Source organism: Streptomyces sp. SID14478 (assembly GCF_010548525.1).
In the GTDB taxonomy this organism is placed as follows: Bacteria; Actinomycetota; Actinomycetes; order Streptomycetales; family Streptomycetaceae; genus Streptomyces.
Genome location: NZ_JAAGMG010000242.1, coordinates 1 through 619 on the forward strand (window position 1 = coordinate 1; position 619 = coordinate 619).

At 76.9% G+C, this 619-nt stretch carries 1 pseudogene; it reads right to left on the reverse strand.

What is annotated here, in order from left to right:
- Nucleotides 1-619 (reverse strand): annotated as a pseudogene (locus G3I40_RS08605) (export associated protein); the annotation flags it as partial.

Here is a 619-nt window from a genome sequence, read left to right on the forward strand (position 1 = left end):
TGCGGCCCGGGCGCGCAGGGCGTCGGCGTCCGTGAGCGCGTCGCCGGCCTCGGCGCCCGCGTCGATCCACAGGCCGCGCTCCAGCGGCAGCCGGACGAGCATCGGGATGCGCAGGCCGGTGCTCTCGGTCTCGGGCAGCCGCATGTCCCCCAGGCGGACCGCCATGGGCAGCTCCATGGGGCTGCGGTAGGCGTGCCAGCACGGGTTGTCCCAGCCCGCGTACGCCGCCGGAAGCGCCGGTTCGACGACCTCCGACTCGGCGACGAGCTGCGCCACGTCCCGGTCGAGGGCCTCCCGCGCACGGTCGACGAGGGCGGCGTGCTTGGCGCGGGCCGCCTCGCGTGCGGCGTCGCCCTGGCCGCCGATGCGGCTCCTGGGGTCGGACAGGACGTGATCGAGCTCCTGCTCCCTGCGCGAGTCGGCGAAGTCGACGGCGCTGCGGTAGGCGGCCGTGGTGCGGGCGAGGTCCTCGAACATGCCCCACACCTGGTTGTAGAGCCGCTCCTCCAGGGTCCAGCCGGTCGCGTCGCCCGCGACGGGGACGGCGGGCCTGCCCGGGTCCGCCGGAGACGCGGCGGGCGGCGGTGGGGGCGCCTGGCGGCGCGGATGCCTGTAGTCG